The 25,276-nt window shown below is 55.4% G+C and carries 23 protein-coding genes; 18 read left to right on the forward strand and 5 right to left on the reverse strand.

The genetic code is table 11. From position 1 onward, the window contains the following. Positions 1-181: 181 nt before the first annotated feature. The 4 genes from tamA (at position 182) to DFO56_RS08180 (ending at position 6,557) form a co-directional block, all read left to right on the forward strand. Positions 182-1,915, forward strand: coding sequence for an autotransporter assembly complex protein TamA (gene tamA, locus DFO56_RS08165; protein ID WP_045513686.1), 1,734 nt, complete (start codon positions 182-184; stop codon positions 1,913-1,915). Then, complete coding sequence (gene tamB, locus DFO56_RS08170) at positions 1,912-5,688, forward strand: autotransporter assembly complex protein TamB (protein ID WP_045513684.1); 3,777 nt, start codon at positions 1,912-1,914, stop codon at positions 5,686-5,688. Before tamA ends, tamB begins: the two co-directional genes overlap by 4 nt. Positions 5,689-5,690: 2 nt before the next feature. Further along, the gene (locus DFO56_RS08175) at positions 5,691-6,041 is read left to right on the forward strand and encodes a gamma-glutamylcyclotransferase (RefSeq protein ID WP_020456270.1); all 351 of its coding nucleotides are present in this window, start codon (positions 5,691-5,693) and stop codon (positions 6,039-6,041) included. Positions 6,042-6,104: 63 nt separating this feature from the next. Next, positions 6,105-6,557 (forward strand): hypothetical protein, encoded by a 453-nt coding sequence (locus DFO56_RS08180; RefSeq protein WP_045513682.1) that lies wholly within the window; start codon positions 6,105-6,107, stop codon positions 6,555-6,557. A gap of 148 nt (positions 6,558-6,705) precedes the next feature. Here the strand turns inward: DFO56_RS08180 and ppa are convergent, their stop codons facing one another. After that, positions 6,706-7,236, reverse strand: a complete 531-nt coding sequence (ppa, locus tag DFO56_RS08185; protein WP_020456272.1) for an inorganic diphosphatase — start codon at positions 7,234-7,236, stop codon at positions 6,706-6,708. Between the two features lie 400 nt (positions 7,237-7,636). On the opposite strand from ppa, the gene ytfQ reads away from it, so the two are divergent. From ytfQ to DFO56_RS08220, 6 genes are all read left to right on the forward strand, one after another. Continuing rightward, the gene (ytfQ, locus tag DFO56_RS08195; protein ID WP_044489552.1) at positions 7,637-8,593 is read left to right on the forward strand and encodes a galactofuranose ABC transporter substrate-binding protein YtfQ; all 957 of its coding nucleotides are present in this window, start codon (positions 7,637-7,639) and stop codon (positions 8,591-8,593) included. A 54-nt stretch (positions 8,594-8,647) separates the two neighbouring features. Continuing rightward, positions 8,648-10,150: a galactofuranose ABC transporter, ATP-binding protein YtfR gene (ytfR, locus tag DFO56_RS08200; protein ID WP_020456275.1), complete on the forward strand. Its 1,503-nt coding sequence runs from the start codon at positions 8,648-8,650 to the stop codon at positions 10,148-10,150. A 10-nt stretch (positions 10,151-10,160) separates the two neighbouring features. Beyond that, a complete protein-coding gene (gene ytfT, locus DFO56_RS08205) occupies positions 10,161-11,186 on the forward strand; it encodes a galactofuranose ABC transporter, ATP-binding protein YtfT (protein WP_161796292.1) in 1,026 nt (341 codons plus the stop codon). Continuing rightward, entirely contained in the window at positions 11,173-12,171 is a 999-nt protein-coding gene (yjfF, locus tag DFO56_RS08210) for a galactofuranose ABC transporter, permease protein YjfF (protein WP_045514226.1), read from the forward strand. Before ytfT ends, yjfF begins: the two co-directional genes overlap by 14 nt. 110 nt (positions 12,172-12,281) lie before the next feature. Continuing rightward, positions 12,282-13,847 (forward strand): methyl-accepting chemotaxis protein, encoded by a 1,566-nt coding sequence (locus tag DFO56_RS08215; protein ID WP_045514228.1) that lies wholly within the window; start codon positions 12,282-12,284, stop codon positions 13,845-13,847. A 14-nt stretch (positions 13,848-13,861) separates the two neighbouring features. Continuing rightward, on the forward strand, positions 13,862-14,359 hold the full coding sequence (locus DFO56_RS08220) for a DUF2569 domain-containing protein (protein ID WP_045514230.1): 498 nt from the start codon (positions 13,862-13,864) through the stop codon (positions 14,357-14,359). Positions 14,360-14,405: 46 nt separating this feature from the next. On the opposite strand, the gene fbp is transcribed toward DFO56_RS08220, so the two are convergent. Then, complete coding sequence (gene fbp / locus DFO56_RS08225) at positions 14,406-15,404, reverse strand: class 1 fructose-bisphosphatase (RefSeq protein ID WP_020456280.1); 999 nt, start codon at positions 15,402-15,404, stop codon at positions 14,406-14,408. Between the two features lie 280 nt (positions 15,405-15,684). Here fbp and mpl point away from each other — a divergent pair, with 280 nt between their 5' ends. Next, on the forward strand, positions 15,685-17,067 hold the full coding sequence (gene mpl / locus DFO56_RS08230) for a UDP-N-acetylmuramate:L-alanyl-gamma-D-glutamyl-meso-diaminopimelate ligase (protein WP_045514232.1): 1,383 nt from the start codon (positions 15,685-15,687) through the stop codon (positions 17,065-17,067). A gap of 62 nt (positions 17,068-17,129) precedes the next feature. On the opposite strand, the gene DFO56_RS08235 is transcribed toward mpl, so the two are convergent. Together DFO56_RS08235 and yjgA are read right to left on the reverse strand one after the other, a co-directional pair. Then, the gene (locus DFO56_RS08235) at positions 17,130-18,338 is read right to left on the reverse strand and encodes an aldose 1-epimerase family protein (protein ID WP_045514234.1); all 1,209 of its coding nucleotides are present in this window, start codon (positions 18,336-18,338) and stop codon (positions 17,130-17,132) included. A 303-nt stretch (positions 18,339-18,641) separates the two neighbouring features. Continuing rightward, entirely contained in the window at positions 18,642-19,196 is a 555-nt protein-coding gene (gene yjgA, locus DFO56_RS08240) for a ribosome biogenesis factor YjgA (RefSeq protein WP_017459116.1), read from the reverse strand. Between the two features lie 95 nt (positions 19,197-19,291). Here yjgA and pmbA point away from each other — a divergent pair, with 95 nt between their 5' ends. Both pmbA and cybC read left to right on the forward strand, forming a co-directional pair. Continuing rightward, positions 19,292-20,644, forward strand: a complete 1,353-nt coding sequence (gene pmbA, locus DFO56_RS08245; RefSeq protein WP_045514236.1) for a metalloprotease PmbA — start codon at positions 19,292-19,294, stop codon at positions 20,642-20,644. Positions 20,645-20,701: 57 nt separating this feature from the next. Further along, on the forward strand, positions 20,702-21,088 hold the full coding sequence (gene cybC / locus DFO56_RS08250) for a cytochrome b562 (RefSeq protein WP_020456284.1): 387 nt from the start codon (positions 20,702-20,704) through the stop codon (positions 21,086-21,088). 129 nt (positions 21,089-21,217) lie between these two features. Here cybC and DFO56_RS08255 read toward each other — a convergent pair whose 3' ends face one another. Further along, a complete protein-coding gene (locus DFO56_RS08255) occupies positions 21,218-22,180 on the reverse strand; it encodes a quinone oxidoreductase (protein WP_052679830.1) in 963 nt (320 codons plus the stop codon). 109 nt (positions 22,181-22,289) lie between these two features. On the opposite strand from DFO56_RS08255, the gene DFO56_RS08260 reads away from it, so the two are divergent. The 5 genes from DFO56_RS08260 to DFO56_RS08280 all read left to right on the forward strand — a co-directional run bounded on the left by DFO56_RS08260 (position 22,290) and on the right by DFO56_RS08280 (position 25,269). Beyond that, positions 22,290-23,183 (forward strand): LysR family transcriptional regulator, encoded by an 894-nt coding sequence (locus DFO56_RS08260; protein WP_045514238.1) that lies wholly within the window; start codon positions 22,290-22,292, stop codon positions 23,181-23,183. 250 nt (positions 23,184-23,433) lie between these two features. After that, positions 23,434-23,769, forward strand: a complete 336-nt coding sequence (locus tag DFO56_RS08265; protein WP_045514240.1) for a glycine dehydrogenase — start codon at positions 23,434-23,436, stop codon at positions 23,767-23,769. 10 nt (positions 23,770-23,779) lie between these two features. Next, positions 23,780-24,142, forward strand: coding sequence for an SFCGS family glycine-rich protein (locus DFO56_RS08270; protein WP_020456288.1), 363 nt, complete (start codon positions 23,780-23,782; stop codon positions 24,140-24,142). A 2-nt stretch (positions 24,143-24,144) separates the two neighbouring features. Next, complete coding sequence (locus DFO56_RS08275; protein ID WP_020456289.1) at positions 24,145-24,441, forward strand: DUF4312 family protein; 297 nt, start codon at positions 24,145-24,147, stop codon at positions 24,439-24,441. Between the two features lie 51 nt (positions 24,442-24,492). Continuing rightward, positions 24,493-25,269 (forward strand): DUF4311 domain-containing protein, encoded by a 777-nt coding sequence (locus tag DFO56_RS08280; RefSeq protein WP_017459108.1) that lies wholly within the window; start codon positions 24,493-24,495, stop codon positions 25,267-25,269. The last annotated feature ends 7 nt before the right edge of the window (positions 25,270-25,276 follow it).

Here is a 25,276-nt window from a genome sequence, read left to right on the forward strand (position 1 = left end):
TAAACGCCATAAATCAGACTAGATTTAAACATAAGAAATTTTGGGGTAGTCGTCTGTTTTTCAACCTGTGTTAACGGGTTTTTATCGGCTTGTGTTCTGTCGTAAGGCAAAACCTGGCTCAGCGCGGAGCTGCGCTTACGTTTCCTTCCAGGGGTGGGAACAAGGATATTCAGGAGAGAACGTGCCAAAGATCCGTCTGTTATGTTTTGCCGCTTTACTGCTGGTGAGCGAAACGGCTTTCGCCGCCAATGTGCGATTGCAGCTGGAGGGGCTAACCGGGGAGCTGCAAAAAAACGTGCGCGCCCAGTTGTCCACCATTGAAAGTGATGAAGTGACCCCGGACCGCCGTTTTCAGGCGCGCGTGGATGACGCCATCCGCGAAGGGTTAAAAGCCTTAGGCTATTACGAACCCACCATTGATTTCGAACTGCGGCCGCCGCCGGCGAAAGGGCGTCAGGTGCTGATTGCGCGCGTGCAGGCCGGTGAACCGGTGCGCATTGGCGGCAATAGCGTGATCCTGCGCGGCGGCGCGCGTACGGACCGCGATTATCTCGACTTACTCAAAAAACGCCCCGCTATCGGCACGGTGCTGCACCATAACGATTACGATAATTTCAAAAAATCGCTCACCAGCGTGGCGCTGCGTAAAGGCTACTTCGACAGTCAGTTTCTCAAAAGCCAGCTTGGTATTGCCCTTGAGCGCCGCCAGGCGTTCTGGGATATCGATTACGACAGCGGCCAGCGTTACCGTTTTGGTACGGTGACGTTTGAAGGCTCGCAAATCCGCGACGAATACCTGCAAAACCTGGTGCCTTTCCACAAAGGCGATTATTACCAGACGCAGGATCTGGCAGAGCTAAACCGCCGCCTGTCCGCCACCGGCTGGTTTAATTCGGTGGTGGTCGCACCAGAGTTTGATAAAGCGCGTAAAACCAAAGTGTTGCCGCTTAAAGGCGTGGTATCGCCGCGCACGGAAAACACCATTGAAACCGGGGTGGGTTACTCGACCGACGTCGGGCCGCGCGTCAAAGCAACATGGAAAAAGCCGTGGATGAACTCCTACGGCCACAGCCTGACCACCAGCACCAGCATCTCCGCGCCGGAACAGCAGCTTGATTTCAGCTACAAGATGCCGCTGCTGAAAAACCCGCTTGAACAATATTACCTGGTGCAGGGCGGCTTTAAGCGTACCGATCTGAACGATACCGAAGCGGATTCCACCACGCTCGCGCTGTCGCGCTACTGGGATCTCTCCAGCGGCTGGCAGCGCGCTATTAATCTGCGCTGGAGCCTCGATCACTTTACCCAGGCGAACGTGACCAACACCACCATGCTGCTTTACCCTGGCGTGATGATCAGCCGTACCCGCTCGCGCGGCGGCCTGATGCCAACCTGGGGGGATTCGCAGCGCTACTCGGTGGATTACTCGAATACCGCCTGGGGATCGGATGTCGACTTCCTGGTATTACAGGCGCAAAACGTCTGGATCCGCACGCTTTACGATCGCCACCGCTTTGTCATGCGCGGCAATCTGGGCTGGATCGAAACCGGGGACTTTGAGCGCGTGCCGCCGGATCTGCGCTTCTTCGCCGGGGGCGATCGCAGTATTCGCGGCTACAAATACAAATCTATCGCGCCTAAAAATGATGACGGCAAGCTGATTGGTGCCTCCAAACTGGCGACCGGTTCACTGGAGTATCAGTACAACGTCACCGGCAAATGGTGGGGGGCGGCGTTTGTCGATAGCGGCGAAGCGGTGAGCGATATCCGCCGCAGTAATGTGAAAACCGGCGCGGGTGTTGGCGTGCGCTGGGAGTCGCCGGTCGGGCCTATCAAGCTCGATTTCGCCGTACCGGTCGGTGATAAAGAAGAACACGGATTACAGTTTTACATCGGGTTGGGGCCGGAATTATGAGTTTATGGAAGAAAATCAGCCTCGGCGTTCTGGTGTTTATCCTGCTGGTGCTGGGCACCGTGGTCTTTCTGGTGGGCACTACCAGCGGGCTGCATCTGTTATTTAACGCGGCCAACCGCTGGGTGCCGGGGCTGGAAATTAGCCAGGTAACCGGCGGCTGGCGCGATCTGACGTTAAAAAATATCCGTTTTACCCAGCCGGGCGTGGCGGTGAACGCGGGCGAAGTGCACCTGGCGGTGAAGCTCGGCTGCCTGCGCGACAGCAGCCTGTGCGTGAACGATCTGTCACTGAAAGATATCAATGTCGTTATCGACAGCAAAAAAATGCCGCCCGCCGCACCGGTAAAAGAGGAAGAGAGCGGGCCGCTGAACCTCTCCACGCCATACCCGATAACGCTAAGCCGGGTGGCGCTCAACAATGTCAATATCAAAATCGACGACACCACCGTTTCGGTGATGGATTTCAGCACCGGTCTGAACTGGCAGGAGAAAAACCTGACGCTGAAACCGACATCGCTACAAGGGCTGCTGATTGCGCTGCCGAAAGTGGCCGATGTGGCGCAAAAAGAGGTCGTTGAACCGAAAATCCAGAACCCGCAGCCGCAGGAAAAACCGCTCGGCGAAACCCTAAAAGCGCTGTTTGAAAAGCCGCTGCTGCCGGAAATGACCGATGTTCATCTGCCGCTCAATCTCAACATTGAAGAGTTTCGCGGCGAACAACTGCGTCTTACCGGCGATACCGACATTCTGGTGCGCAGCCTGTTGCTGAAAGTAAGCAGTATCGACGGGCAGATGAAGCTTGACGCGCTGGATGTGGATTCCAACCAGGGGCAGGTGCGCGCCACCGGTAGCGCCCAGTTGCGCGATACCTGGCCGGTGGATATTACGCTCAATACCACGCTGAATATCGATCCGCTGAAAGGCGAGAAAGTGAAACTGAAAGTCGGCGGTGAAATGCGTAAGCAACTCGACGTTGGCGTCAATCTCTCCGGGCCGGTCGACATGGATCTGCGGGCGCAAACGCAACTGGCCGAAGCCGGTTTGCCGCTGGATCTGCAGATAACCAGCAAGCAGCTTTACTGGCCGTTTAGCGGGGAAAAACAGTACCAGGCTGATGACCTGAACCTGAAGCTTACCGGCAAAATGACCAACTATGTTTTGTCGTTTCGCACGGCAGTGAAAGGCCAGGATGTACCGCCTGCGACCATTACGCTTGATGGTAAGGGCAACGAACAGCAACTGAACCTCGATAAACTGGTTATTGCGGCGCTGGAAGGCAAAACCGAGTTAAAAGCGCTGCTCGACTGGCAGCAAGCGATTAGCTGGCGCGGTGAATTAACGCTGAAAGATATCGATACCGCGAAAGCCTTCCCGGAGTGGCCATCGAAACTGAATGGCCTGATCAAAACGCGCGGCAGCCTGTATGGCGGCAGCTGGCAAATGGAGGTGCCGGAGCTGAAACTGAGCGGCAACGTGAAGCAGAACAAGGTCAACGTTGACGGGCAGCTAAAAGGCAACAGCTATTTGCAGTGGACGATCCCCGGCCTGCACCTGGAACTGGGGAAAAACAGCGCCGATATTAAAGGCGAACTGGGGGTTAAAGATCTCAACCTTGATGCCACGATTGATGCGCCGGGGTTGAATAACGCGCTGCCAGGTCTGGGCGGCACGGCGAAAGGGCTGGTGAAAATTCGCGGTACGGTGGATGCGCCGCAGGCGCTGGCGGATATTACCGCCAATAACCTGCGCTGGCAGGATCTTTCCGTGGCTCGCGTGCGCGTCGAAGGCGATGTGAAATCCAGCGACCAGATTGGTGGCAAACTGAACGTGCGCGTGGAACGCATTGCCCAGCCTGGCGTGAACCTGAGCCTGGTGACCCTGGCGGCGGACGGCAATGAGCAACAGCATAAACTCCAGTTGCGCGTGCAGGGCGAGCCGGTTTCCGGCCAGCTTAATCTGGCGGGCAGCTTTGACCGCCAGCAGCAGCGCTGGAAAGGGACACTGAGCGATACGCGCTTTGCCACGCCGGTTGGCCCGTGGTCGATTAACCGCCCGGTAACGCTGGATTACCGCAATCAGGAGCAGAAAATCGCTATCGGCCCGCACTGCTGGCTGAACCCGAACGCCGAACTCTGCATTCCGCAAACCATCGACGCAGGCGCAGAAGGGCGCGCGGTCGTGAACCTGAACCGCTTCGACCTGGCGATGCTGAAACCCTTTATGCCGGAAACCACGCAAGCAAGCGGCGTGTTCAGCGGTAAAGCGGATGTCAGCTGGGACACCACCAAAGCGGGGCTGCCACAAGGTGAAGTGACGCTCGCCGGGCGCGGTGTGAAAGTGACGCAGGTGATAAACGACGCGCCGCTGCCGCTCGCGTTTGACACCCTCAATCTCAACGCAAAACTGCGCGATAACCGGGCCGATCTCGGCTGGTTGATCCGCCTGACCAATAACGGCCAGTTCGATGGCCAGGTGCAGGTCACCGATCCGCAAGGGCGGCGTAATCTGGGCGGCAACGTGAATATTCGCAACTTCTCGCTGGCGATGGCGAATGCCATTTTCAGCCGGGGCGAGAAAGCGGCAGGTACGTTGAATGCCAGTTTACGTCTTGGCGGCAACGTGCAAAGCCCGCAGCTGTTCGGGCAACTGGGGCTGAACGGGCTGGACATTGACGGCAACTTTATGCCGTTTGATATGCAGCCCAGCCAGCTGGCGATGAATTTCAACGGCATGAGTTCGACCTTGCAGGGCGTGGTGCGTACCGGGCAGGGGCAGATCAATCTGAGCGGTGATGCTGACTGGAGCCAAATCGATAACTGGCGCGCGCGCGTGGCAGCGAAAGGCAGCAAAGTGCGCATTACCGTGCCGCCGATGGTGCGCCTGGATGTCTCGCCGGATGTGGTGTTTGAGGCGACGCCAAGCCTGTTTACGCTGGATGGCAATGTGGATGTGCCGTGGGCGCGCATTGTGGTGCATGACTTACCGGAAAGCGCGGTGGGCGTCTCCAGTGATGAAGTGATGCTGAATAACGACTTGCAGCCTGAGCAGCCAAAAAGCGCGTCGATTCCGATCAACAGTAACCTGACGGTGCATGTCGGCAACAACGTGCGGCTCAATGCATTCGGCCTGAAAGCGCGGCTGACGGGCGATCTGAAAGTCGCACAGGATAAGCAGGGGCTGGGCCTGAACGGGCAGATCAACATTCCGGAAGGGCGTTTCCATGCTTACGGCCAGGATTTGCTGGTGCGTAAAGGCGAGCTGCTGTTCTCCGGGCCGCCGGATCAGCCGATGCTGAATATCGAAGCGATTCGTAACCCGGAATCGACAGAAAACGATGTGATTGCCGGGGTTCGCGTCACCGGCACCGCCGATGAGCCGAAAGCGGAAATCTTCTCCGATCCGGCGATGTCGCAACAAGAAGCGCTCTCGTACCTGCTGCGTGGTCAGGGGCTGGAGAGCGAACAGAGCGACAGTGCGGCGATGACATCGATGCTGATCGGCTTAGGGGTTGCACAAAGTGGGCAGGTTGTGGGTAAAATCGGCGAGACTTTTGGCGTCAGCAATCTGGCGCTGGACACCCAGGGCGTCGGCGACTCCTCGCAGGTGGTGGTCAGCGGCTATGTGCTACCGGGTCTACAAGTAAAATATGGTGTAGGAATTTTTGACTCACTGGCGACTCTCACGTTACGTTATCGCCTGATGCCTAAGCTGTATCTTGAAGCGGTGTCTGGCGTAGATCAGGCACTAGATTTGCTCTATCAGTTTGAGTTTTAGCAATGCGAATATTTGTCTACGGCAGTTTACGACGCAAGCAGGGCAACAGCCACTGGATGACCAATGCTCAGTGGCTGGGGGACTTTTGTGTCGAAAATCATCAGCTGTATAGTCTGGGGCACTATCCGGGCGCAGTAGCCGGTGAAGGAAGCGTCAAGGGCGAAGTTTATCGTATCGACGCAGCAACGCTCGGTGAGCTGGACGCTCTGCGCACCGCGGGCGGTGAATACAAACGCCAGTTGATCCAGACGCCTTATGGCAGCGCCTGGATGTATGTTTACCAGCGTTCGGTTGAGGGAAAAACCTTGATCGAGAGCGGTAACTGGCTCGACCGCGAGCAGTACCAGAAGTAATCACACTTAGAGAACCGAGCCGCTGGCGCGGTTTTTCTTTTCAGCCGAGTAAGGACGAGAAACATGTTACGTAAGACAGCCTGGGTAGTTGCCGCAGCGCTGCTGCTGGCGGGTCTCTTTAGTTTTGGCTACCTCACTTATTACCCTTTCCTCCACTTTTTCTGGGGGCGTGCCGGGCTGGTAACGACCTCTGTTTCCGCCGCTATGCTGGCGACGCTGATTAACGGTCTGCTGTTCGCTTTTTCTGGCTTGCTGATACTGCTTTTGATGCTACGACAAAATGCCCGGCAGCGTTTTTCCGCGCAGCGGATTGTGGTAGGAAGCTTGGGGGCGGCGCTGGGTAACGTGGCGCTGTTTAGCCTGTTTGTCGCCGGGCATAAATTTCTGCTGGCACCGCAAATACCGCCAGGTGTGAGCGTGAATATCACTCATGACTATTTCCACCCGGAGCGGGTGCTGAGCACGGTTATTGTGCTGGCGTTCTCTGCCTGGCGGCATAAAACCCGGCCAGCGTAAGGTGGCCAACGCGCGTTCCGCTTAATCCGATCTCTGCCCTTTTGTTGCCTGGCTCAGGCAGAGTCATTAAACCGGCAGCTCACAAAGCCTGGACGAAAAAAAGCCCCGGTCGCATTACGCGCACCGGGGCTTTTTTCACTAAAACGGATTACTTCTTCGCTGCGCGCTCGAAAGAGGCAACGATTTCAGCTTTCGCCGCTTCAGCGTTGTCCCAGCCGTCCACTTTCACCCATTTGCCTTTTTCGAGATCTTTGTAGTGCTCGAAGAAGTGGGTGATCTGCGCTTTCAGCAGTTCCGGCAGGTCATTCACATCTTTAATGTGATCGTACTCTTTGCTCAGTTTGGTGTGCGGTACGGCAACCAGTTTGGCATCTTCACCGGATTCGTCGGTCATTTTCAGCACGCCAACCGGACGGCAGCGGATCACAGAACCAGGCTGCAGCGGGTACGGCGTCGGCACCAGTACGTCTACCGGGTCACCATCCAGCGAAAGGGTGTGGTTGATATAACCGTAGTTGCACGGATAGAACATCGCGGTGGACATGAAACGGTCAACGAACAGCGCGCCGCTCTCTTTGTCGACTTCGTATTTGATCGGGTCAGCGTTAGCCGGAATTTCGATAACAACGTAGATATCTTCTGGCAGATCTTTACCCGCCGGGACGTTCAGTAAGCTCATGTTTGTTTCCTTTAAAATGTGTGGCAAACAAGTGCCGGGTATTATAGCCAACTGGCGGTGAATGTCTTGGGCTGTTTTAACTTACTCACACTTTTTCAGACGCTTTCTGACACGCCATTTGTGACCGTTTTATCCATAACCATAGCAGCATCATCAATAATTTTGTGTAACCGATTACAGAGAAATTTCGTTCTAATCCGTACGCAGTAAATTTCTGCAATTTCAATGGATAAATGAGGTGAATTAAAACCGCGCTTTTCGCGCGCCAGATCGCAACTGGTCATCAACAATTCATTCACTTTTCCGATTTGTGATGTAACGCATTCTGTTACATCCTCGATTGTCTATAGTTTTCCCGCAGGTGAAGTTGTAGCCAACAATAACCCTCGAGGATGCTCTTATGTGGAAGCGCTTACTTCTTGTCACAGCAGTTTCGGCAGCCATGTCGTCTATGGCAATGGCCGCCCCGTTAACCGTAGGATTTTCGCAGGTCGGATCTGAATCCGGCTGGCGAGCCGCTGAAACCAACGTCGCCAAAAGCGAAGCCAGCAAGCGCGGCATTACGCTGAAGATTGCTGACGCCCAGCAGAAGCAAGAAAACCAAATCAAAGCGGTACGTTCGTTCATCGCCCAGGGCGTTGACGCCATCTTTATTGCGCCGGTGGTGGCAACAGGCTGGGAGCCGGTATTGAAAGAAGCCAAAGACGCCAAAATCCCGGTGTTCTTGCTCGACCGCTCCATCGATGTCAAAGACAAATCGCTCTACATGACCACGGTGACCGCCGACAACATTCTTGAAGGCAAGCTGATTGGTGACTGGCTGGTAAAAACGGTCGATGGCAAACCTTGTAACGTCGTTGAGCTGCAAGGCACCGTGGGTGCGAGCGTGGCGATCGATCGTAAGAAAGGGTTTGCCGAAGCCATTTCGAAAGCCTCTAACATCAAAATCATCCGTTCTCAGTCTGGCGACTTTACCCGCAGTAAAGGTAAAGAGGTGATGGAGAGCTTTATCAAGGCGGAAAACAACGGCAAAAACATCTGCATGGTTTACGCCCACAACGATGACATGGCGATCGGCGCTATTCAGGCCATCAAAGAAGCGGGTCTGAAACCGGGTAAAGACATTCTTACCGGTTCTATTGACGGTGTGCCGGATATCTACAAAGCGATGATCGACGGCGAAGCGAATGCCAGCGTTGAGCTGACGCCAAATATGGCAGGCCCGGCGTTCGACGCGCTGGAGAAATACAAAAAAGACGGCACCCTGCCGCCGAAGTTGACCATTACCAAATCGACGCTCTATCTGCCGGATACGGCGAAAGAGGAGTTAGAGAAAAAGAAAAACATGGGTTACTGAGTCGCAAAAACCCTCTCCCCGGCGGGGAGAGGGTAAATGTGTAAGGGGTCAACAATGAACGCGGAAGCACACCAGGAAATCCTGCGTACTGAAGGCTTAAGTAAATTTTTTCCCGGCGTAAAAGCGCTCGATAACGTGGATTTCAGCTTACGCCGCGGCGAAATCATGGCCCTGCTTGGGGAGAACGGTGCAGGAAAATCGACGCTGATTAAAGCGTTAACCGGCGTTTACCACGCCGATAAAGGGGCTATCTGGCTGGAAGGCCAGCAAATCAACCCGAAAAATACCGCCCACGCCCAGCAGCTTGGCATCGGGACGGTGTACCAGGAAGTCAACCTGCTACCGAATATGTCGGTGGCGGATAATTTATTCATTGGTCGCGAACCCCGGCGTTTTGGTTTATTGCGTCGTAAAGAGATGGAAAAGCGCGCGACTGAACTGATGGAATCCTACGGCTTTTCACTGGATGTGCGCGAGCCGCTTAACCGCTATTCGGTGGCGATGCAGCAGATTGTGGCAATCTGCCGCGCTATCGATCTCTCCGCCAAGGTGCTGATCCTTGATGAACCCACCGCCAGCCTCGATACCCAGGAAGTGGAGATGCTGTTTACCCTGATGCGCCAGTTGCGCGATCAGGGTGTCAGCTTGATCTTCGTTACCCACTTTCTCGATCAGGTGTATGAAGTCAGCGACCGCATCACCGTGCTGCGTAACGGCGGTTTTGTCGGTTGCAAACCAACCAGTGAGTTGCCGCAAATCGAACTGGTCAAAATGATGCTGGGCCGTGAGCTGGAAAGCAACGCCCTGCAACGTGCCGGGCGCACGCTACTGAGTGAAAAACCGGTGGCGGCGTTCAATGGTTACGGCAAAAAAGGGGTGATCGCGCCGTTCGATCTGGAAGTGCGCCCCGGTGAGATTGTCGGTCTGGCCGGGTTGCTAGGCTCGGGTCGTACCGAAACCGCCGAAGTGATTTTTGGTATTAAACCCGCCGACAGCGGCAGCGCGACCATCAAAGGCAAGTCGCAATCTTTACGTTCGCCACACCAGGCTTCGTGTCTGGGCATCGGTTTTTGCCCGGAAGACCGTAAAACCGACGGCATTATCGCCGCCGCATCGGTGCGGGAAAACATTGTGCTGGCGTTGCAGGCGCAGCGCGGCTGGCTGCGGCCGATCCCGCGCAAAGAGCAGAACGCGATTGCCGAGCGTTTCATTCGCCAGCTTGGCATTCGCACACCGAGCGCCGAGCAACCGATTGAATTTCTTTCCGGCGGCAACCAGCAGAAAGTGCTGCTTTCACGCTGGCTGCTGACGCGCCCGCAATTCCTGATCCTCGATGAGCCAACGCGCGGTATCGATGTGGGGGCGCATGCGGAGATCATTCGCCTGATCGAAACCCTCTGTGCCGATGGTCTCGCGCTGCTGGTTATTTCGTCCGAACTGGAAGAGCTGGTCGGCTATGCGGATCGGGTGATTATCATGCGCGATCGTAAACAGGTGGCGGAGATCCCGCTCGCTGAGTTGTCCGTTCCGGCGATCATGAATGCCATTGCGGCGTAAGGAGTAGAGTGTGATGCCTCAATCACTTGGCCAAACGACGCCGCCAAAGCGCCGTTTTAACTGGCCGACCGGAACGCCGCAGTTGATAGCGCTGCTGCTGGTGTTGGTGGTGGATAGCCTGGTCGCGCCGCATTTTTATCAGGTGGTGTTACAGGATGGTCGCCTGTTCGGTAGCCCGATAGACATTCTTAACCGTGCCGCGCCGGTGGCGCTGCTGGCCATTGGTATGACGCTGGTGATTGCCACCGGCGGTATTGATCTGTCGGTCGGGGCGGTGATGGCGATTGCCGGCGCGACGGCGGCGTCGTTAACGGTCGCCGGACACAGCCTGACGGTGGTACTGCTGGCGGCGATCGGCACCGGTGTGCTGGCCGGTTTATGGAACGGCATTCTGGTGGCGATTTTGAAGATCCAGCCGTTTGTCGCCACGCTGATTTTGATGGTCGCCGGGCGCGGCGTCGCGCAGTTGATCACCTCGGGGCAGATTGTCACCTTTAACGCCCCGTCGCTGGCCTGGCTGGGCAGCGGTTCGCTGCTGCTGTTTCCCACCCCGGTGATTATCGCGCTGGTTACGCTGGTGCTGTTCTGGCTGTTCACGCGCAAAACCGCGCTCGGCATGTTCATTGAAGCGGTGGGCATCAACATTCGCGCAGCGAAAAACGCCGGTGTGAATACCCGTGTTGTGGTGATGCTGACCTATGTGCTGAGCGGCGTGTGCGCGGCGATAGCCGGAGTGATTGTCGCGGCGGATATTCGCGGCGCGGATGCCAACAACGCCGGGCTATGGCTGGAGCTGGACGCGATCCTGGCGGTGGTGATCGGCGGCGGGTCGCTGATGGGCGGGCGCTTCAATCTTGTGCTGTCGGTGGTGGGCGCGCTGATTATTCAGGGTATGAACACCGGCATTTTGCTCTCCGGTTTCCAGCCGGAACTCAACCAGGTGGTGAAAGCGGTGGTGGTGATGTGCGTGCTGATTGTTCAGTCGCCGCGCTTTATCGCGCTGATTAAAGGAGTACGCGGTCATGATAAAACGTAATTTACCGCTGATGATAACGCTGGGCGTGTTTGTGCTCGGCTACCTCTACTGCCTGACGCAGTTTCCCGGTTTCGCGTCGACACGTGTGATTTGCAACATCCTGACGGATAACGCTTTCCTGGGGATTATTGCCGTTGGTATGACCTTCGTGATCCTCTCTGGCGGCATTGATTTGTCCGTCGGCTCGGTGATTGCCTTTACCGGGGTTTTTCTGGCGAAAGCCATTGGCGACTGGGGCATCTCGCCGCTGCTGGCGTTCCCGCTGATTCTGCTGATGGGCACTGCGTTTGGCGCGTTTATGGGGCTTATGATCGACGCGTTAAAAATCCCGGCGTTTATCATCACCCTCGCGGGGATGTTTTTCCTGCGCGGCGTCAGCTACCTGCTGTCGGAAGAGTCGATTCCGATTAATCACCCGGTCTATGATTCGCTCTCCAGCCTGGCGTGGATGATCCCCGGCGGCGGACGTTTGAGCGCGATGGGGCTGCTGATGTTATTCGTGGTGGTGATCGGTATTTTCCTCGCACACCGCACCCGCTTTGGTAACGAAGTCTACGCGATTGGCGGTAATGCCACTTCCGCGAACCTGATGGGTATCTCAACGCGCAGTACCACCATTCGTATCTATATGCTCTCGACTGGTCTTGCGACACTGGCGGGGATTGTCTTCTCCATTTACACCCAGGCCGGTTACGCGCTGGCGGGCGTGGGGGTTGAACTGGATGCTATCGCCTCGGTGGTGATTGGCGGCACGTTGCTTAGCGGCGGCGTCGGCACAGTGTTAGGTACGCTTTTTGGCGTGGGTATTCAGGGACTTATCCAGACCTATATTAACTTCGACGGCACGCTCAGTTCATGGTGGACCAAGATTGCCATTGGCATCCTGTTGTTTATTTTTATCGCGTTGCAACGTGGCTTAACGGTGCTGTGGGAGAACCGCCAAAGCTCACCTGTTACACGCGTTAGCACAACGGCAACAAAGTAATAACATATTGAAATGACTATTTTTCCCTAAAGTAATTCCGGTGGCGGTCGATAACTGACGAATCGGCTTAATTTACGCCAAAAAGTATCGCTGCTACCGGGATTCACATCATGCTTAAAACGCTTTCGATCCGTACTGGTTTACTTTCTTTGCTGGCTGTTATGACGTTTCTCCTGCTGCTGGTTAGCGGCATCGGAGTTTATGCACTCAATAAAAGTTCCTCATCGCTGGAGCGAATTAGCCAGCTTCAGGGCGAAAAGATGGCGCGCCTGAGCGAAGGCTACACGCTGATCCTGCGTGCGCGTAATGAAGCGGGTCAGGCCGTGCGCATGATGGAAGTTGGTTTGCTGGACGATGCCGCCAAATCGGTAAAGATGATCAATGGCGAAATTGAACACGGTGAGCAATCGCTTGCTGGTGTGATTAAGGCGGGCGTCGATGATGAACAAGGTGCTGCACTGCTGGCGGCGTTAGCGAAAAGCTACGGCGACTACGTCAATCAGGGCATTAAACCGATGCAGGATGCGCTCAACCAACAGAGCGCCGATGCCTATTACGATCTGCTGGAAAACAAACTTATCCCTATCTCCCGCCAGTTCGACAACGACATGCAGGCCTTCCAGAAATGGGGCGAAGTGCGCGGGAAAGCGGAAGTGAGCGCCGTTCAGAGCAGCAAAAACGGCGTTATGCTACTGATTCTGGTGGTGGCGTTACTGGTGGCCGGGATCATCGTACTGGCCTGGCTGGCGCTGCGCCATTTACTGCTCAAGCCGCTGGATACGTCTATTCAGCAACTGGAACAGGTAGCGGCAGGGGATTTGACCTACCTGAAAACCGACGTCAGTAGCAAAGAATTTAACCGGCTGAACGCGGCCATCGAAGAGATGCGCCAGTCGCTGGTGGGTTCGGTTACCCGCGTGCGTGATGCCAGCTCGCAAATTGATACCGGCAGCCGTGAACTGGCGGCGGGCAACATCGATTTGTCGCAGCGTACGGAATCGACCGCCACATCGCTGGAGCAAACTGCGGCCAGCATGGAGCAGATCACCGCCACGGTGAAACTGAACGCCGACAACGCCGAACAGGCACACAAACTGGCGAAGACGGTTTCCGATACCGCCGATCGCGGCAGCGAAATGGTCTGCTATGTAATTGAAAAAATGCGCGATATCTCCGCCAGTTCCGATCGCATCGCCGACATTCTTAGCGTGATTGATGCCATTGCTTTCCAGACCAATATTCTGGCGCTAAACGCCGCCGTTGAAGCGGCACGCGCGGGTGAGCAGGGGCGTGGTTTTGCCGTCGTAGCCGGTGAAGTGCGTAACCTTGCCAGCCGCAGCGCCGAATCGGCGAAAGAGATCCGGGCGCTGATCAGCAGCTCGCAGGCGCAGGTCTCTGAAGGCAGCGATCTGGCGATGCAGGCCGGCGAGACGATGGACGAAATCGCCGAAGAAGTGTTGCGCATGACCAAACTGATGCGCGAAATCGCCAATGCGTCGCAGGAGCAGAGCCGCGGTATTGAGCAGGTGAATATCGCCGTCAGCCAGATGGATGAAACCGCGCAGCAAAACGCGGCGCTGGTACAGCAATCTTCTGCGGCGACCCGTTCGCTGGAAGAGCAGTCGCGCGAATTGTTGCAGGCAATGGCATCATTCCGTTTACAGACGCAGGGATAACGAAAGGCAACGACATGGGAATCTGTATTCAATGCGATAAGGAAGCGCTGAAAGAGAGTGATTTCTGCGCGGAGTGCGAGGCGCGCGAGTTTAAAAAAATTCGCGGCTGGCTGTTTGTTCCTGCTATTGGGCTGGTGCTGTCGCTGCTCAGCGTGATTGTCTCTTTCAGCGCGACGCTCAAAGTGGTGATGGAGCATTACAGCGTGCTCGTTGGTGGACAAAAAGGGATGCTCGTTTTCGAACTGGTATTCTACGGGGTGATGTTCGCCTACACGGTCTTCGTCGGGAGCCTGTTCTTTCGCAAGAAACGGCTGCTTCCGCGTTTTTACATTGGTTTTCTGCTGTTATGGATTGCCTTTCATGGCGTAGATGTATGGCTGGCGCATCAGGTGTTTGATGTGCCGTATGTCTACGATACCGTAAGCTCACTGGTTCGTAGCGTAATAAGCGCGGCGATTTGGATCCCCTATTTTGTGGTGTCCGAGCGCGTCAAACGCACCTTCGTACGCTAAAAAAAAGCGCCACAATCGTGGCGCTTTTCTCGTTTTGCCCGGCTGATTACGCGTCCGGGAACTCACGCATATAGCGTTCTACGTCATCCACCATATGCTCGTTGCCGACAAAGAACGGACGGCGCTGATGCAGGCTTTCCGGCTGGATATCCAGAATACGGTTTTTGCCGTCGCTGGCTTTACCGCCTGCTTGTTCCGCGAGGAACGCCATCGGGTTGCATTCGTACAGCAGACGCAGTTTCCCTTCCGGGTGGCTGGCGGTGCTTGGGTAGAGGTAGATGCCGCCTTTCAGCAGGTTACGGTGGAAATCCGCTACCAGCGAGCCGATGTAGCGCGTGGTGTAAGGGCGGTTGGTCGCTTTATCTTCTTCCTGGCAGAACTTCAGGTATTTCTTCACGCCCTGCGGGAATTTGATGTAGTTGCCTTCGTTAATGGAGTACGTGTTGCCACGATCCGGGAAGCGCATACGCTCCTGACACAGGCAGAACACGCCAAGTGACGGATCGTAAGTGAAGGCGTGTACGCCACAGCCGGTGGTGTAAACCAGCATGGTGGACGAACCGTAAACCACATAACCGGCGGCGACTTGTTTGTTGCCCGGTTGCAGGAAATCTTCCATGGTGACCGGCGTGCCGACTGGCGTTACGCGGCGATAGATGGAGAAAATTGTCCCGACGGAGACGTTAACGTCGATGTTGGAGGAACCATCCAGAGGATCCATCAGCACCACATATTTTGCGTGCTCGCAGCCTTCGAAAACGACGATCTCATCTTCTTCTTCAGAGGCGATGCCAGCCACGATATCGCGGGCGCGGAGTGCGGCTTTCAGTTTTTCGTTCGCGAACAGGTCGAGTTTTTGCTGCTGCTCGCCCTGCACGTTTTCAGCACCGCTTGCACCCAGGATATCGACCAGACCGGCCTTATTGATATCGCGATGAATGATCTTGGCGCCCAGTTTTATCGCCGACAGCAAAGCAGTCAGTTCACCCGTTGCATGCGAGAACTCATGCTGCTTTTCGACAATAAATTCACCTAACGTTTTCATAACACTTTCCCTGCATTTTTCATGATGGAGTAAAGCGATTGTAGCCTGTGGTTTTCAGGTTGCTGCTCACAGCAAGTTCCGGATAGTAAACAGCCGACGCCGTAACAGCCAGAGCTTTCGCAAACGAAAACGCGAAGGTCCTGTAACAATACTAACAAACATTCAAAAGCTCGCGCACAGGTGAATCGCGCCAGCTATATGCGGATTATCCTGAAATGCATTTCTCTGTGCGTAAACATATGAGTAAAATGTGCGCCAGTTTAAGAAAGGATAACGACGTATGCGCATTCATATATTGGGGATTTGTGGCACTTTCATGGGCGGGCTGGCAATGCTGGCGCGCTCGCTGGGACACCAGGTAACGGGCTCGGACGACAGTGTCTATCCGCCGATGAGCACGCTGCTTGAGAATCAAGGGATTGAACTGATTGAAGGTTATGACGCCAGCCAGCTCGATCCGGCGCCGGATTTGGTCATCATCGGCAACGTGATGAAGCGCGGTAATCCCTGTGTGGAAGCGGTGCTGGAAAAGAACATTCCGTTTATGTCGGGCCCGCAATGGCTCCATGACTTTGTGCTGCGCGACCGTTGGGTTGTCGCCATTGCCGGTACGCACGGTAAAACCACCACCGCTGGCATGGCGACCTGGATTCTGGAAGCCTGCGGTTACAAACCGGGCTTCGTGATTGGCGGCGTACCGGGCAATTTTGAGGTCTCTGCGCGTCTGGGTGAGAGCCCGTTCTTCGTGATTGAAGCCGATGAATATGACTGCGCCTTCTTCGACAAACGTTCCAAATTTGTCCATTACTGCCCGCGCACGCTGGTGCTCAATAACCTTGAGTTTGACCACGCGGATATTTTCGATGACCTGAAAGCGATTCAGAAACAGTTCCACCACCTGGTGCGCATCGTGCCGGGGCAGGGGAAAATCATCTGGCCGGAAAACGACATCAACCTGAAACAGACGATGGCGATGGGCTGCTGGAGCGAGCAGGAGCTGGTGGGCGAGCAGGGGCACTGGCAGGCGAAAAAAGTGAATACTGACGCCTCCAGTTGGGAAGTGTGGCTGGATAACGAATGCGTAGGCCAGGTGAACTGGGGTCTGGTGGGCGAGCACAACATGCATAACGGCCTGATGGCGATTGCCGCCGCGCGTCATGTTGGTGTTGCCCCGGCAGATGCGGCGAACGCGCTGGGCTCTTTCATCAACGCGCGTCGTCGTCTGGAGCTGCGTGGCGAAGCCAATGGCGTGACCGTGTATGACGATTTTGCCCATCACCCGACGGCAATCCTGGCAACCCTCGCGGCGCTGCGCGGGAAAGTGGGCGGCACCGCGAAAATTATCGCCGTGCTGGAGCCACGCTCGAACACCATGAAAATGGGCATCTGCAAAGCCGATCTGGCTCCGTCGCTGGGACGTGCCGACGAAGTGTACCTGCTGCAGCCGCCGCATATTCCCTGGCAGGTGGCGGAAGTGGCGGATGCCTGCGTACAGCCTGCGTACTGGAGTGCGGATGTAGATACGCTGGCGGAGATGATTGTCAAAAGCGCCCAGCCGGGCGATCACATTCTGGTGATGAGCAACGGCGGGTTTGGCGGTATCCACCAGAAACTGCTGGACGGGCTGGCGAAAAAAGCGCAACTCGCTGCTGAAAGCGCCTGATTAGATTAAGCCGAATAAAAAACCGCGCCTGAAACCTGGCGCGGTTTTTTTATGCCTGCGCGTTACTCTTTCGCCATCGGCGTTTCAATCGACTGCGGGGTTTTGCTGCCCTGAATTTCCTGCACGCGTTTCTCTACTTCAGCCACCTGACCGCTGTTGTGCAGCAAGGTATAGGTTAAATCGAAGCGGGTGCTCTGGCCTGGTTGCAACTGTTTCACGCGTTTTTGTTCACGCTCAATGGTCACCGGGTAGGCGTAGCTGGTGCCCGGCTCGATACCGGTGACGTAGCCCTGTTTTTCCGTGTCGGTATTTTTCCACAGCGTCAGCACCGGCAACTGTTCAGTGTTATAGCTGATCGCCACGCCTTTATCTCCGGCCTTGTTGAGCAGTGCCGCGACAGTCTGTTTACTGGCGTCGGCCAGCGGCTTGATATTAAACACCATTTCGTCGAAGCCCTTGGTTGGCCCGGCGTAGGTTTGCCACTCTTTCAGCCCTTTTTTGGCGTAATCATTGAACGGGCTGACGTTTTCATACGGCGTAATAAAGCGCGCGCCCTGTTCAAGGATCGGTTTGCTGAAGTTGCTGTGGTAGATGATTTGGTAATCGTGCGGATAGTCAGCATGGTTGGTCAGCACGTCATGCAGGCTGAAACTGTTGCTGCCCGGAATGTAGCGCAACTCCATTTCCGTTTGCAGATCCGCTTTTTTGAAGGTGCTCTCTTTCACCAATCCGCGAATGCGAATTTCATAGGGTGCCGTTTCGCTAACATCGACGGAAACCTGCGAAGCGGGCGTGTTACCCACTTTGCCATGCAGGGTGTAAATCTGTCCGTCCGCCGTTACCGGATGGCCGGTCCACTCGTAACCGCAGCGCACCACCATCTCGTTGAAACCTTCCAGCCAGCCGAGTCCGTTGCGGCTTTCCAGATTGATGAATGCCGGGTTAACGACCTCTTTTACCGGTGAATTCCAGCCCATATGCACGCCAAAACCGTCTGCATAGAGTAAATTCATCCCGCGCGTCGGGCTCAGTGCGATAGTCAGGCCGTTTTTACTGCTCAGTTTGATAACTTTGCTGCCCTCTTGTTTGCCACCATGCAGTACCACCTGCTCAATGCTGAACTGCTGATCTTTGATGTTCAGCTGATCGCTGCTGATGCGCCAGTTTCCCTGCTCAACGCCGCCTTCAGCACTTGTCAGCACCCAGGTTTTCGCCATTACCGGAGCAGATACAAGCAGGGCAAGTGCGGAAAGCATTACGGTTTTTTTCATCATTTCGTCCTTTTTAGCTGAATCGATTATTTGCACCACGGCTGAAATCTACGTTTTGCGCAGGGGAGAAAATGTGATCCGTTTCATTTGATGAAAATGAGCGAGGATGAGAATGAAAATAGCTGGTATTGATCGCATTTATCTATGAAATGAAAGATATATGCGAGATGAATATGTGATGAAGAACGTTTTTAGCTTTAACGATTCAGCTAAATTTTGATCGCATTAAGAAGGGAATAAATGAAACAGGAAAAGGGAAGCGGGAAAAGCCCTCTCCCGCAGGAGAGGGATAATGCAGAAAGGTTATTGCTCGCTGGTTTCAGCCAGTTCACGCAGATACTGGAAGATTAAACGCGCGGATTTCGGCGGTTTGTTCCCTTCTTTCTCTTTTTTCGCATTACGGATCAGCGAACGTAACTGCTGGCGGTCAGCATCCGGCCACAGATTCAGCACCTCTGGCACCGCATCATCACCCTCTTCAATCAGGCGATCGCGGATCTGCTCCAGCTTGTGGAAAAAGGCAACTTGCTGGTTGTGGCGGTTTTTCAGCTTATCCAGCGCCTGGCGAATCGGATCGACATCGCGCTGACGCAGCATTTTACCGATCAACTGCAACTGACGGCGGCGACCCTCTTTCTTAATGCGCTGCGCCAGCTCAATAGCGTCGCGCAGATCCTGGTCGAGCGGGAGTTTATCCAGCGCGTTTTTGCCAAGATCGACCATTTCCGCGCCGAGCTGCTTTAACTCTTCAGCATCGCGCTTAATTTCACTCTTACTGACCCAGATGATCTCGTCATCTTCGTCTTCAATATCATCACCGGGCACGTCGTCGAGCCAGTCGTCGGGCTGCTTTGTCATCTCAGGCTCCTTAAAAAAAGAGGCTAATGTTACCAGTTAAGGCGCGCACTGAAAAACGGTTCTCTGTTAGACTTCAAAGAATCTCTCCCTTAATTATGGCATTGGCAATGAAAGTAATCACACAAGTTGCACAACAACGCAAAACGCTGGAAGAGGCGGTTTCCACAGCGCTGGAATTAGCTGCCGGAAAAGCGGACGGTGCGGAAGTGGCTGTCAGCAAAACCACCGGGATCGGCGTGAGCACGCGCTACGGCGAAGTGGAGAATGTCGAATTTAACAGCGATGGCGCGCTGGGAATAACCGTTTATCACCAGAACCGTAAAGGCAGCGCCTCGTCAACCGATCTCAGCCCGGACGCGATTGCCCGCACCGTACAGGCGGCGCTCGATATCGCGCGTTACACTTCGCCGGATCCTTACGCGGGCGTGGCAGATAAAGAGCTGCTGGCGTTTGAGGCACCCGATCTTGACCTGTTCCACCCGGCGGAAGTGACGCCGGATGAAGCCATCGAATGGGCCGCGCGCGCCGAGCAGGCGGCGCTGAAAGCGGATAAACGCATTAATAATACCGAAGGCGGCAGCTTCAATAGCCATTACGGCATAAAAGTCTTCGGTAACAGCCACGGCATGCTGCAAAGCTACTGCTCCACGCGCCACTCGCTGTCGAGCTGCGTGATTGCCGAAGAGAATGGCGACATGGAGCGCGATTACGCGTACACCATCAGCCGTGATATTAACGAACTGCAAACGCCGGAGTGGGTGGGCGAAGAGTGCGCGCGTCGCACGTTGTCCCGCCTGTCGCCGCGCAAGCTGCCAACCATGAAAGCGCCGGTCATTTTCGGCCACGAAGTAGCGACCGGCCTGTTTGGTCACCTGGTGGGGGCGATTGCCGGTGGTTCTGTTTACCGCAAATCGACGTTCCTGCTGGACTATCTTGGCAAGCAGATCCTGCCGGAGTGGCTGACTATTGAAGAGCATCCGCACCTGCTTAAAGGGCTGGCATCTTCACCGTTCGACAGCGAAGGCGTGCGTACCGAACGCCGCGATATCGTGAAAGATGGCGTACTGATGCAGTGGCTGCTGACCAATTATTCCGCGCGTAAGCTGGGGCTGAAAAGCACCGGACATGCGGGCGGTATCCATAACTGGCGCATTGCCGGACGCGGCTTGAGCTTTGAACAGATGCTAAAAGAGATGGGCACCGGGCTTGTGGTCACCGAGCTGATGGGCCAGGGCGTGAGCGGCATTACCGGTGATTATTCGCGCGGTGCGTCCGGTTTTTGGGTAGAAAATGGTGAAATCCAGTATCCGGTGAGCGAAATTACCATTGCAGGAAATTTGAAAGATATGTGGCGTAATATCGTTACCGTTGGTGACGATATCGAACACCGTAGCAATATTCAGTGTGGTTCAGTGTTACTCCCGGAGATGAAAATCGCCGGACAATAACTCCGTGGCGCACAGAGTTGCGCCTTTAGCGTGAATAATAAAAAAAGGAAGTGAGCAATGCGTAAAAACCTGTTAGCGATCCTTGCTGTGTCATCGTTGTTTGTTGGATCGTCGGTGTTCGCCGCCGATCTCGAAGATGATATGGGCACCCTGAATGACAATCTGAAAGTGGTGCAGAAAACCAGCGACGCTGGCGAGATGAAAGATGCATTAACCAAAATGCGTACCGCTGCGCTGGATGCACAAAAAGCGACGCCGCCGAAACTGGAAGGTAAAGCGGCAGATAGTGCGGAGATGAAAGATTATCGTCACGGCTTTGATGTGCTGGTCGGGCAGATTGACGGCGCGCTGAAACTGGCTAACGAAGGCAAAGTGAAAGAGGCGCAGGACGCCGCCAAAGGGTTCATTGACACCCGCAATACGTATCACAAAAAATACCGTTAATTCGGTATCTGATTAAACGAAGCGGGGCAATCGCCCCGCTTTTTACTTCAGCTTCTCGACCGGCATTTCCGGTGTCCGCTTTTTATTATGTGCTTCCCTGGTGCTGTTTCATTTTTAAAACGCGTTATGTCAGGGGATCAAAATTACCTTCCCGCTAAACTCTCTGTTTTCCAGCAAATCATGCGCCTCTTTACCCCGGTAGAGCGGAAAAGATGTCACCTCCGGCAATTTAATATGTCCTGCTTTCAGCAGCGCAAACAGGCGATCGGCGCGGCGCTGCCGCTCTTGCTGCGAGGTCAGATAAGTCCACAGATCGGCACCGATAACGCCGGTGGAACGCAACAAAAACTGCGCCGGATCCGGCGTGGGGATCGTGCCGCCGGACATACCGAACAGCACAACGCGCCCGCCATCTTTCAGGTTGTCCAGACTTTGTTGCAGCGTGCTGCCAACCGAATCAAACACGATATCGCAACCCGGCGTATGCCACGCGCGAACCTGTTCAGGCCATGAGTCGTAATCGGCGGCGGCGTCTGCGCCGTTACGCAGGCAGAGGCGTTGCTTGGCCTGGTTTGAAGCCACGGCGAACACCTGCACCCCCCGGTGTACCAGCATTTGCGTCAGCAGGCTGCCCACGCCGCCAGCGGCGGCCAGCACGGCGACACGCATGCCGGTTAGCACCGGTAACACATCATGCACCAGATAATCTGCGGTTAAGCCTTGTAACAGAATCGACGCGGCCTGCGCTTCAGAAAGCCAGTCGGGAAGGCGAATAGCTTTTTCCTGCGCCACCACAATATGGCTGGCGTGCGCCAGCGGCACATCGGCAAAACCCACGCGATCGCCCGGCTGCCAGCCGCTTACCCCGCTTCCCACGGCAATCACCTGACCGGCGCCTTCATATCCGGCAACCCAGGGGGCGCTTCCTGCCAGCGGGTAACGCCCCTGGCGGCGGTAAATATCCGCAAAATTCAGCCCGGCGGCAGACACGTCAACCAGCAACTCACCCGCGCCGGGCTGCGGCGTAGGGTGATTGTGCAGGTAGAGTACATCCGATGCGCCAAATTCATTGAAAACCAGCGATTGCATCATTAAGAACCCAATAAACGATAATGGCGCTATTATTTCCCGCGTCCTGTTGCGGATAAATGGGGCGTTGTTATCTTCATTTGATACTGTGGGTTTAGAATGCGGGTGGAAAATGGATTATCTCAAATGCGTTGAGTCGTTTGTCAGCACCATCAAGTTCGGCAGTTTTACCGCCGCCGCCGACTCGTTAGGCATCACGCCGGCAATGGTCGGTAAACATGTGCGCGAACTCGAGCGTCGTACCGGTTGCAAGCTGCTGCACCGCACCACGCGCCGCCAGGGGCTAACCGAAGCGGGCCAGCGTTTTTACCAGTACGGTCTGCAAATTCTCGCCACTGTTCGCGAAGCAGACGGGTTAGCCAGTCATCTTTATGAAAATGTCTCTGGCCTGCTGCGCATCAGTGCGCCGGTGGCCTGGGGCAACCATGTCTTAACGCCGATCCTGTCGCGTTTTTTACAGCAATATCCCGGCGTGAATGCGGAAATGGTGCTGGGCGATCGCAAAGTCTCGCTGATTGAGGAGCGTTTCCAGCTCGCTGTGCGCGTCGGTGCTGTCAACGATGAAGGGATGATTGCCATTCCGCTGGCGCCGTACCAGATGATCCTCGCCGCATCGCCAGACTATTTAGCGCGACACGGCACGCCCGAAACCCCGGAAGAGTTGAAACAGCACCACTGCATCAGTTTTAGCCAGTGGCGATCCGATCACAGCTGGCAGCTGCAAGGGCCGGACGGTAAGCAAGAGGTGGCGATTACCCCGCGGCTGATGGTGGATTCCGGCGAGGCGATTCGCCAGGCGGCGCTGGCCGGGCTGGGGATTGTGCAGCACGCCGACATCATGTTGCAGCGGGATATCGACGCAGGTCGCCTGTGTGCCGTACTGCCGGGCTATTTACCGCCGCCGCGCCCGATGCACTTATTACATTTACCCGGCAGGCCGTTGCTGCCGCTGGTGTCGTCATTCACAGATTATCTGTTGCGGGCGCTGAACAACGGGCAGGAATAAGTAAACCTTATTCACCTCACACTTTTCCTCTCCCGCCCGCCGTTTTTTTGTGCTTTTGGGCTGCCGTTTTTCCGCCGCTTTTGGTCAAAATTGTGACCGCAATACAGTGAAAAATCCCTCAGCGGCCTCATTTTGAGGCGCAGATCACTAAAGCCTTCCGCGTTTCCACTTCGAAGTGGAAAACTCCTCGCTACAAACTCTTAACCTGCAACGTTAGTTTTATTCCGAAGCCATTAACGGGGTACGACGAGTGAATAACGGAGCGGTAATAAACGACGCGGAGCAGGCTGCGCAAACGGCAACCCTCGCTGAACGCATGCTGAAGCAGGTGTATGCCTTACTCAGTTCTCAGAACATTACGCCGAACGCGGTGCAGCAACAGATGCTGACCTCTCATGTCCGCGCGATGGCGCACCGGTCGGTAACCGGCGAACCGCTACCGGAAGTGGACGCCAGCCTGTTTGATGAGATCTCGGCGGATTCCATGAAACTTGCCCGTGACGTCGTGGCGGCTTTTGGCAACCTTCCGGAAGAAGAAGCCTGGCTGCTGTCGGTGCATTTCGAAGTGGCGAAAGACAACCTTTAAGGAGCGAACAATGGAACAGATTACCGTAGTGATTGGCGACCGTCTGGGGAAAGGCCAGAAAGTGGCGGCCGGTGTAGAAAAAGCGGGCGGCCGCGCGGTGGTCGTGCCGGGCGTGGCGGCGGATATGAAACTTGGCGACGTGATGAAAGCGGAAAACGCCACCTTTGGCATCTCCTTTTGCGGCAGCGGCGGCGCGGGCGCTATCACCGCGCAAAACAAACATGGCTACAAAGCCAAATATGGCATGCGTTCTGTGGAAGAGGGCGTGACGGCGATTAACGAAGGCTGCAACGTGCTGGGCTTTGGCTTTATGGACAAAGAAGAGTTAGGCGAGCGTCTGGTGCAGGCGTGGCAGAAAAAATACGGCGCATAACCATGAAAGAACAGTTCACCACCACGGTCAGGGTAAAGGGCAAGGGCGATGCGAAAGCGCGCGCCTTCGCCGATGCGCTGAACCATGTTCAGGCCGCGGTGATGAAAACGTCGCCGCACATTTTACTGCGCATTGAGCCACAGGACGTGCAGGTTGTTCAGGCGCAGGAAACGACGCGCAAAGAGGCGTTTTTGTTCCTCTTTCTGCGCCGTATAAGACGCACGTACAGCGTGGAGCTGGACGTCACCGTCAACGTGACCGCCATCAATCTCGATAAAGTGGATTTCGTCACGCAATAACTCACCGCATACCCCAGAAATCACTATCACAGGGTAGAAGAGGGCAGACTGATGTTCTTAATCATACTAATAAAATCGCTCATTATCGGCGGCCTGGTGGGCGTCGGCGTGGGCGCAGGGGCTGCACGCATGTTCCATGCGCCGACCACGCAAGGGATGGGCGCGTTTCGTACACTGGGCGAACTGAACTCCTGCGAAGGGGACCCGGCTTCGCACTTCTCTTTTGGTCTGGGTTTCTTCTTTAACGCCTGGGCGTCATCCGTTGCGGCGGGGTCGTTCACCCAGGACGTTGACCACCGCATTATTCCGAACTGGGGCGCTGCTGCGTTGATGGTGAAAAACCGCAACGTGGGCGAAACCCTGCACGATCCGAAAAAGATGGCTATCGCCTGCGGCTTGATCGGCATGGTGGTCGTCACCTTCCTCAACCTGACTGCTTCCTCCGTTCCGGCGGCGTTGCAGGTGACGGCGGTGAAAGTGCTGGTTCCGGCCGCGAACCTGCTGGTCAACACCGTGATGCCGGTGATTTTCTGGCTGGCGGCAATTGATGCAGGCAAGAAATCCGGTTTCTGGGCGACCGTTTTTGGCGGCGCGGCACAGCTCATTATGGGTAACGCCGTACCGGGTCTGGTGTTGGGCATTTTGATTGGTAAAGGTGTGGAAGAGAGCGGCTGGAACCGCGTCACCAAAGTGATGATGACAGCGATTGTCGCGCTGTTTGTGCTGAGTGCGTTCTTCCGCGGCTTTGATCTGAAAATGATCGAGTCCTTCCACCTGAGCGCGCCGGACTGGCTGTCGCTTATCCACAACTCGCTCAGCGGCAAATAAGGAACCG

Origin of the sequence: Kosakonia sp. AG348 (assembly GCF_003337365.1) — a bacterium.
GTDB lineage: Bacteria > Pseudomonadota > Gammaproteobacteria > Enterobacterales > Enterobacteriaceae > Kosakonia.

Bases quoted from the DNA above. Each gene is read 5' to 3' on its own strand.
- tamB (WP_045513684.1), top strand. From the start codon at position 1,912: ATGAGTTTATGGAAGAAAATCAGCCTCGGCGTTCTGGTGTTTATCCTG.
- DFO56_RS08175 (WP_020456270.1), top strand. From the start codon at position 5,691: ATGCGAATATTTGTCTACGGCAGTTTACGACGCAAGCAGGGCAACAGC.
- DFO56_RS08180 (WP_045513682.1), top strand. From the start codon at position 6,105: ATGTTACGTAAGACAGCCTGGGTAGTTGCCGCAGCGCTGCTGCTGGCG.
- ppa (WP_020456272.1), bottom strand. From the start codon at position 7,236: ATGAGCTTACTGAACGTCCCGGCGGGTAAAGATCTGCCAGAAGATATC.
- ytfQ (WP_044489552.1), top strand. From the start codon at position 7,637: ATGTGGAAGCGCTTACTTCTTGTCACAGCAGTTTCGGCAGCCATGTCG.
- ytfR (WP_020456275.1), top strand. From the start codon at position 8,648: ATGAACGCGGAAGCACACCAGGAAATCCTGCGTACTGAAGGCTTAAGT.
- yjfF (WP_045514226.1), top strand. From the start codon at position 11,173: ATGATAAAACGTAATTTACCGCTGATGATAACGCTGGGCGTGTTTGTG.
- DFO56_RS08215 (WP_045514228.1), top strand. From the start codon at position 12,282: ATGCTTAAAACGCTTTCGATCCGTACTGGTTTACTTTCTTTGCTGGCT.
- DFO56_RS08220 (WP_045514230.1), top strand. From the start codon at position 13,862: ATGGGAATCTGTATTCAATGCGATAAGGAAGCGCTGAAAGAGAGTGAT.
- fbp (WP_020456280.1), bottom strand. From the start codon at position 15,404: ATGAAAACGTTAGGTGAATTTATTGTCGAAAAGCAGCATGAGTTCTCG.
- mpl (WP_045514232.1), top strand. From the start codon at position 15,685: ATGCGCATTCATATATTGGGGATTTGTGGCACTTTCATGGGCGGGCTG.
- DFO56_RS08235 (WP_045514234.1), bottom strand. From the start codon at position 18,338: ATGAAAAAAACCGTAATGCTTTCCGCACTTGCCCTGCTTGTATCTGCT.
- yjgA (WP_017459116.1), bottom strand. From the start codon at position 19,196: ATGACAAAGCAGCCCGACGACTGGCTCGACGACGTGCCCGGTGATGAT.
- pmbA (WP_045514236.1), top strand. From the start codon at position 19,292: ATGGCATTGGCAATGAAAGTAATCACACAAGTTGCACAACAACGCAAA.
- cybC (WP_020456284.1), top strand. From the start codon at position 20,702: ATGCGTAAAAACCTGTTAGCGATCCTTGCTGTGTCATCGTTGTTTGTT.
- DFO56_RS08255 (WP_052679830.1), bottom strand. From the start codon at position 22,180: ATGATGCAATCGCTGGTTTTCAATGAATTTGGCGCATCGGATGTACTC.
- DFO56_RS08260 (WP_045514238.1), top strand. From the start codon at position 22,290: ATGGATTATCTCAAATGCGTTGAGTCGTTTGTCAGCACCATCAAGTTC.
- DFO56_RS08270 (WP_020456288.1), top strand. From the start codon at position 23,780: ATGGAACAGATTACCGTAGTGATTGGCGACCGTCTGGGGAAAGGCCAG.
- DFO56_RS08275 (WP_020456289.1), top strand. From the start codon at position 24,145: ATGAAAGAACAGTTCACCACCACGGTCAGGGTAAAGGGCAAGGGCGAT.
- DFO56_RS08280 (WP_017459108.1), top strand. From the start codon at position 24,493: ATGTTCTTAATCATACTAATAAAATCGCTCATTATCGGCGGCCTGGTG.